The organism is Xenorhabdus vietnamensis, from assembly GCF_002127535.1.
In the GTDB taxonomy this organism is placed as follows: Bacteria; Pseudomonadota; Gammaproteobacteria; order Enterobacterales; family Enterobacteriaceae; genus Xenorhabdus; species Xenorhabdus vietnamensis.
Genome location: NZ_MUBJ01000015.1, coordinates 108,861 through 116,087, shown reverse-complemented (window position 1 = coordinate 116,087; position 7,227 = coordinate 108,861). Strand labels below are relative to the sequence as shown.

Genomic DNA, 7,227 nt, shown 5'->3' with positions numbered 1-7,227 from the left:
GGGGCGGAGCAAAAGCGATAAGGAGGCAAAAAAGATGTTCAGTTGATGAGTTGTTTACGGAGCATATTGAATATGTCAGGTTATGTTGATTCTGCTATATCTGTCCATCGTTATTACTATTGTTATTCGCAATAACAACCAGAGTATCTCCAGTCGCAGGCGACTTTTGTTTGGTATTTTCAGTGATTGCAAATGCGTTAGTAGAGATAGCAATAAGCATAGAAGCTGACATCAAAGGTGCACACAAACCATTTTTAGCCAAGCAGGTGTAAATTGGAGTAATCTTAAGCATTTATTTTCAAGGAGTAATATTATTGAGAAGCATTATTATTTACATTTCCATGAGAATGTAAATAACTTTAAAGAACTATCATGTCATGTATTTATATCATGTATCTATATGTAGGAAGTGGGAACACATGAAGTTCATCATCTTAGTAAGATCAAAAGGCTATCAATTAATTGATAGCCTTTTGACTTTTAAAGAATATTACTGTGCTATATTGGCTAGAGCACTTTCTGCGTCCAGATAATCTCCCGCTTGCGCGCAAAAGCTGATTTTCCCTGAACGATGGGCATGAATTTGTATCTCCATTTTCATCGCTTCCATCACCGCAATCACATCCCCTTCATTCACTGGTTCATTCTCCGTGACTAGCCATGAGTGTAAGATACCGGAAATGGGGGCTTTTACTTGACGGGAATCAATCGGTGTTTTTTCCTTTGCAGCAGCTTGAACCAGAGGCAATGATGGGCTAGTTGCAGGCGCTAACTGTGCAAATCCTGCCAGTAAATCTGGTGGTAACCCCAGCTCATACCTACGACCATCAAGCTCAATAAATGTGCGGGTGATATCTTTATCTTCCGTTACAGACTGACGAGGGGAACTGTCTAATTCATTGGCAAAATCTGTTTCAATCCAGCGGGTATGAACGTGAAACGCATCACTGGAAACAAAATCAGAACGTTCCATCACGGCTTGATGGAAAGGCAATACCGATGCCACACCGCGGATTCTGAACTCCCGCAATGCTCGGCGGGCACGGGAAATCGCCTGCTCGCGCGTTGCGCCTGTAACGACTAATTTCGCCATCAGTGAATCAAACGTCGCAGGAATGGTTGACCCATTTACCACACCTGAATCCAAACGAATGCCGGGACCAGAAGGAGGTGTAAATTCGCTGATTGTTCCAGATGTTGGTAAAAAACCTTTACCTGCATCTTCTGCATTAATGCGAAATTCAAACGAATGCCCTCTTGGCATCGGCGTTTCCTGAATGCTCAATGGATAGCCTTCCGCTACTCGCAATTGTTCGATAACCAGATCAATACCCGTCGTTTCCTCTGTTACAGGATGCTCCACTTGTAAGCGAGTATTCACTTCTAAGAAAGAAAGGGTTCCATCTGCGCTGAGCAAAAATTCAACTGTACCAGCCCCCACATAATTAGCTTCCGCACAAATGGCTTTTGCTGATTGATGAATACGTTTTCTTTGTTCTTGTGTTAAAAATGGAGCCGGTGCTTCTTCCACCAATTTTTGATTACGGCGCTGCAAGGAACAGTCCCTAGTCCCCAAAACCACGACATTACCCTGTTTATCCGCAATCACCTGTGCTTCTATATGGCGAGGTTTATCCAAGAATTGTTCAATAAAACATTCGCCTCGGCCAAAAGCAGCAGTCGCTTCACGTACTGCCGAATGATAAAGTTCTGCCACTTCATCCAGCCGCCAAGCTACTTTCAAACCTCTGCCACCCCCACCAAATGCCGCTTTGATGGCTATCGGCAGACCATGTTGTTCCGCAAACGCAACAACTTCCTGCACATCTTTGACTGGTTCTGAGGTTCCAACAACCAAAGGTGCCCCCACTTTTTGGGCTATTTTACGCGCCTTAACTTTATCACCCAGCTCATCAATAGTTTCAGGGTTAGGGCCAATCCAAATTAAGCCAGCCTCAATCACAGCTCTGGCAAATTCTGCCCGCTCAGATAAAAAACCGTAACCTGGGTGCACCATTGTTGATCCAGACCGTTTTGCCAGATCCAATAAACGGGAAATATTGAGGTAAGTTTCCGCCGGGCTATTTCCACCCAGAGCATAAGCCTCATCAGCCAATTGAACATGCTGTGCGTTGATATCAACATCTGCATAGACCGCGACCGTCTGTATTCCATAATCACGGCAAGCCCGAATGATCCGAACAGCAATCTCACCACGGTTGGCAATCAGTACTTTCTTAGAGACATTATTTAAATTATTGGCAGTGGCGTTCATGGCAAATCATTGCTCCCTTGAATTTCATAGAATTGGCAGATGGGGTTAAAGCGAATTTTGGCATTGACAGGGATCTGACCAACCCGATCGAGATGATAATCTGCAACTGAGGCAATAACCGGATACCCTCCTGTCAATGGATGGTCAGCCAAAAATAATACTGGCTGCCCACTGGCCGGAATTTGTATCGCCCCAGCACATGTTCCTTCGCTGGGTAACTCTTGCAGCTTAATTCGCGATAATGAGCATTCACCATTTAGCCTCAGGCCAATGCGGTTGGATTGGGGCGTTACTTGCCAAGTCTGCTGGCTCAATAAGTCGATAGCTTCTGGTGTAAACCAGTCTGTGCGAGGGCCAAATATGATATCCAATACCACGATTTCATCTTTATTTGGCATGTCAAAAGCAGGAGTTTCAGAAAAAGATATCGCTGCACAGTGAGATGTTTCGCTTACGGCTAATTTATCATTTATTTTCAACGGAGCAGGCCCGATATTGGACAGGCTATCAAATGAACGGCTGGATAAGATAGCTGGAACGATGAAGCCCCCGCGTACCGATAAATAAGAACGCATGCCAGCAGCAGGAATACCCAAAGAAATTTCGTCCCCATCGTTTAAATCAATAGGTTGGTAAGCACTTACGTTAAATGTTTCACCCGATGGGGTTTTTATTTCTATTGGACATAACGATCCCGTGATTGCAATCAGTATTTGTCCATGCGCAATTGCTTTAAACCCGCCCTGTACTATTTCCAAACAGGCCTGATCAGAGGGGTTACCAACAATACGGTTTGCACTGCGCAAGGCACTTTTGTCCATTGCACCAGATTCTGAGATCCCTAATTTTGCCTGACCAACGCGCCCCAAATCTTGAAATAAGGTTTGTAATCCCACAGACAAAATTTCCAGCTGACAAGAAATCTCTGAAGCAGGCACCATATTATTGATAGACGTTTCAGGTAAGCTGATTGTTGCAGGGCTGTGGCCAGCATCTCGAAAGTTAACACGATAACCCGGTTGCAATAAGGCAGGAGATGAACGAGAAAGATCCCACATGCGTTCGGTCGTAATGCCGATAATCTGCCATCCTCCGGGACTCGCCTGCGGATAAATGCTGCTAAATTCTCCTGCCAGTGCCACAGCGCCTGCTGGAATACGTGTTCTAGGTGTTTTTCGGCGAGGTATATTCCATTGACTATTCGATACCATATAGGCAAACCCGGGAGCAAACCCGGTAAAGGCGACGGTATATTCATTTTCGGTATGTTGTTGGATAACATTTTGAACAGTACATCCCAATATTTCCGCAACCAGCTCAAGATCATCGCCGTTATAGTGCACAGGAATTTCTATCCGTTTTCCCATAGTATGACCACGCTCTTGCAAATCTCGGCTACTGATCTCTGCCGCTAATTGTTGGGTTGATATTTTTGCCGGCCGAAAGCAAATCATCAGAGTTTTTGCTGCCGGAATAATTTCTTCAATCCCCAAAATAGGTGACATATTCAGTGAATCAAGCAAAGCTAGTGTTTCTGCCAATCCACTCAATTCAACCATTATGGTATTGCAATTAACAGGTAAAAATCGCAAGGCTATCTCCTTAAATAATTAACCATATCAATGCGATCCATACTCATGGATGAATAAATGTTCGAATGGTAATTCCTGCCTGTTGCAAAACTATTTTGACCTGTTTTGCCATCTCTAGCGCTCCCGGGCTATCACCATGCACGCAGATTGAATCCGCCTGAATAGGTGTAAATTTACCATCAATTGACTCAATTCCTCCTTCTGTCACCAATTGCAACATGCGTTGAGCAACGAGATCCGCATCATGCAAAACAGAGCCTGTTTCACGGCGGGAAACCAACTCTCCTTGTGAGGTATAGGCACGATCAGCAAATGCTTCTGCTATGGTTTTCAGTCCTCTTTCCTGAGCTAATTTGAGAATTTTTGATCCCGCCAAACCAACCAATACAAGATTGGGATCTATCACACGAATTCCTTCTATAACTGCGAGCCCCTGATATTCATCATTTGCAATCGTGTTATAAAGTGCACCATGGGGTTTGACATAACTTACTCTGACCCCTGCTGCCACAGCCAATCCTTGCAAAGCCCCAATTTGGTAAATAACATCTGCGGTAAGTTCATGGCTGGCTATATCCATTTTACGTCGCCCAAAACCAGCCAAATCGGGATAAGAAACATGGGCACCTATCGCTACATTATTTTTCTGTGCTGATTTTAATGTCTGTAAAATCCCTACTGGATCACCCGCATGGAAGCCACAAGCAACGTTAGCGCTACTGACAATTCCCAATATTTCTTCATCATTTCCCATGCGCCATTGGCCGAAACTTTCACCAAGATCACTATTTAAATCGATCGTTTTTATCATGATGATTTCCTTAAGCTGATTTCAAAAACTCAAAGATTGAATCGATAGACAAGGCGCCCATGTACCATGTCAACACACAAGTAACCGTCCCTGACCACAACAGCCAGCGTGGATAGACATACCCCGCCATCAAATCAGCGCGTTTCCAGCCAACATAAACAAAGATAGTCAAACCAAGAGGAAGGATAAGCCCGTTGAAACCACCGGCGAAAACCAATAAAGCAGCTGGCGGTGTTCCCATTAATAGATAAACGACCAACGATATGGCAATAAACAATAAAGTCGCAATGCTGCTCTGACGCTCAGTAAATTGCTTTCGAAAGACACTGCAAAAAGAGATAGAAGTATAAGCAGCACCAATAATACTAGTAATTGCCGCGGCCCAAAAAATTAAACCAAAAATGCGCAGTCCAAATTCACCAGCTGCAGCCTGAAACGCTTGCGATGCAGGATTTGCCGTTTCACTGGCAACATCAAGTGTAACGCCACTGGCAACCACGCCTAAGACAGCAAGAAATAACAAATATCGCATCAGACCGACGACCAATATCCCTTTGGTAGCTGCACTGGAGACAGCTTTGATATTTTCGATTCCTATAGCACCTTTATCCAACAAACGATGAGCGCCTGCATAGCAAATATAACCACCTACAGTTCCGCCCACAATAGTGGTTATCGTAGCGAAATTGATTTCATCAGGTAACACAGTTTGTCGTAAAGCTTCTCCCACTGGCGGGTTGGAGACTATCACAACAAACAAAGTCATTCCTATCATGATTAGCCCCAATATCACGATGATACGATCAATAGCAACGCCAGCTTTACTAGAGGTAAAAATACAAATAGCCATCAAGGCACTGAATAATCCACCCCATTTTGGGTCCAATCCCATCAAGGCATTAAGCCCCAGTCCAGCTCCGGCAATATTACCGACGTTAAAAACTAACCCACCAAAAATCACTAAAATAGCCAATAAATAGCCACTTCCTGGAATAGCGGCATTAGCAATATCAGCTGATTGCATTCTGGTTAATGTGACAATTCGCCAAATATTTTGCTGCACCACAAAATCGATCAAAATGGAGGCTAGAATGCCGAAAGCAAAAGCAGCTCCCATTGTCGCAGTAAATGTAGCAGTCTGAGTGATAAAGCCTGGTCCAATCGCTGATGTCGCCATCAAAAAAATTGCAGCAATCAAAGAAGAACGCCGATTTGATACAAAATTTACCGTGTCTTGTTTTACTGTTTCCTGCATAGCCATAAGCTATTTTCCCCGTCATCTTTTATATTATTTATTATTTTCTAGGCAATATCCGTACCATTGTGGAACTAAATAATAAAATTGTTTGGTTAAAATAATAATATTGTTGAACAATAAATAAGATCTGGTGGGTAAATAAGCAAATAGAATTGTGTTATTGATCCTTAAAATCCAATCAAGATCACTTTATTAACATTTTTCGTTGAATTGATCGCTAAAATGCACAATCTGAGTGCAATAGACACAATAATATTGCCTCATATTGGTTCAAAGACTGTAACTTGCTGGTTATCGGGGAATATGTGAAGATTCGCTTTTATACGCTTTGGAGGTGCTTGTTATCAGGCATTAAATCTAACGGATGACTATGAAGAAAAACCATTCTTCCCAAACTTTAAGCAAAAGAATTGCCGAAACCATAAGAAATAAGCTGGTTGTTGGGGAGTTATTACCTGGGCAACGACTATCAGAAGCCGCACTTAGTGAACAACTTGAAATTTCAAGAAATACATTACGTGAAGTGTTCCGCCTTCTTACGCAAGAAGGGCTGCTGAAACATGAACCTAATCGGGGTGTGTTTGTTGCAACGCCCGATATTGCATCCATTATTGATATCTATCGGGTTCGGCAGTTAATTGAATGTCAGGCTTTAGCTCAGGCTTATCCAATGCACCCCAGTGTTGCCAAAATGAAACAAGCCGTTGAAGTCGCCCAGCAATACCGCAAGCAACAAGATTGGATTGGTGCCGGAACGGCAAATATGCACTTCCATGCCGCGATCGTCGAATTAACTGATAGTGAAAGATTAATCGCTTTCTATCACAATATCTCCGCAGAACTTCGCCTAGCTTTTGGAATTTTGAATGATCCTGAACTTTTGTATGCGCCTTATATTGATAAAAACGCACATATTCTAGAGCTGCTTAATTCGGGAGAAAATGAATTAGCGGCTAAAAAAATGAAGGATTATTTGGAATTATCAGAAAGGGCGATACTGGCAGCTTATACACGTAAAAATAACCAAATATCATAAAAGCCCCTCAATACGGGCTTATTTATATTTTATACTTTCTATTCGCTCTATTCACTGAAATAAGCTGAAATAAAATTCGCTGGCGTAAAAAGCCCCAACGCAAAAAAGCCCCCCGGGGACGGGAGGCTTTCCTGACGCATTGAATGTCTGGCAGTGCCCTACTCTCACATGGGGAGACCCCACACTACCATCGGCGCTACGGCGTTTCACTGCTGAGTTCGGCATGGGGTCAGGTGGGACCACCGCGCTATTGCC

The 7,227-nt window shown here is 43.3% G+C and carries 5 protein-coding genes and 1 rRNA gene; 1 reads left to right on the top strand and 5 read right to left on the bottom strand.

The window, feature by feature from the left end; translation table 11 throughout:
- Positions 1–490: 490 nt before the first annotated feature.
- From Xvie_RS13805 to Xvie_RS13790, 4 genes are read right to left on the bottom strand one after another with little or no spacing between them, the layout of a single operon-like run.
- Positions 491–2,275 carry an ATP-binding protein gene (locus Xvie_RS13805; protein ID WP_086109882.1) on the bottom strand — a complete coding sequence of 595 codons (1,785 nt, stop codon included), beginning with the start codon at positions 2,273–2,275 and terminating at the stop codon, positions 491–493.
- Positions 2,272–3,867: a 5-oxoprolinase subunit B/C family protein gene (locus Xvie_RS13800; RefSeq protein WP_086109881.1), complete on the bottom strand. Its 1,596-nt coding sequence runs from the start codon at positions 3,865–3,867 to the stop codon at positions 2,272–2,274. Before Xvie_RS13800 ends, Xvie_RS13805 begins: the two co-directional genes overlap by 4 nt.
- A gap of 43 nt (positions 3,868–3,910) precedes the next feature.
- Positions 3,911–4,678, bottom strand: a complete 768-nt coding sequence (locus Xvie_RS13795) for a LamB/YcsF family protein (protein WP_086109880.1) — start codon at positions 4,676–4,678, stop codon at positions 3,911–3,913.
- 10 nt (positions 4,679–4,688) lie between these two features.
- On the bottom strand, positions 4,689–5,939 hold the full coding sequence (locus Xvie_RS13790) for an NRAMP family divalent metal transporter (protein WP_086109879.1): 1,251 nt from the start codon (positions 5,937–5,939) through the stop codon (positions 4,689–4,691).
- 367 nt (positions 5,940–6,306) lie between these two features.
- Here Xvie_RS13790 and Xvie_RS13785 point away from each other — a divergent pair, with 367 nt between their 5' ends.
- Complete coding sequence (locus Xvie_RS13785) at positions 6,307–6,972, top strand: GntR family transcriptional regulator (protein ID WP_086109878.1); 666 nt, start codon at positions 6,307–6,309, stop codon at positions 6,970–6,972.
- Between the two features lie 145 nt (positions 6,973–7,117).
- Here the strand turns inward: Xvie_RS13785 and rrf are convergent.
- Positions 7,118–7,227 (bottom strand): 5S ribosomal RNA (rrf, locus tag Xvie_RS13780).

What these genes read in the sequence shown, in the direction of transcription:
- Xvie_RS13790 (WP_086109879.1), bottom strand. Translation starts at nt 5,939, where the DNA reads ATGGCTATGCAGGAAACAGTAAAACAAGACACGGTAAATTTTGTATCA.
- Xvie_RS13795 (WP_086109880.1), bottom strand. Translation starts at nt 4,678, where the DNA reads ATGATAAAAACGATCGATTTAAATAGTGATCTTGGTGAAAGTTTCGGC.
- Xvie_RS13785 (WP_086109878.1), top strand. Translation starts at nt 6,307, where the DNA reads ATGAAGAAAAACCATTCTTCCCAAACTTTAAGCAAAAGAATTGCCGAA.
- Xvie_RS13805 (WP_086109882.1), bottom strand. Translation starts at nt 2,275, where the DNA reads ATGAACGCCACTGCCAATAATTTAAATAATGTCTCTAAGAAAGTACTG.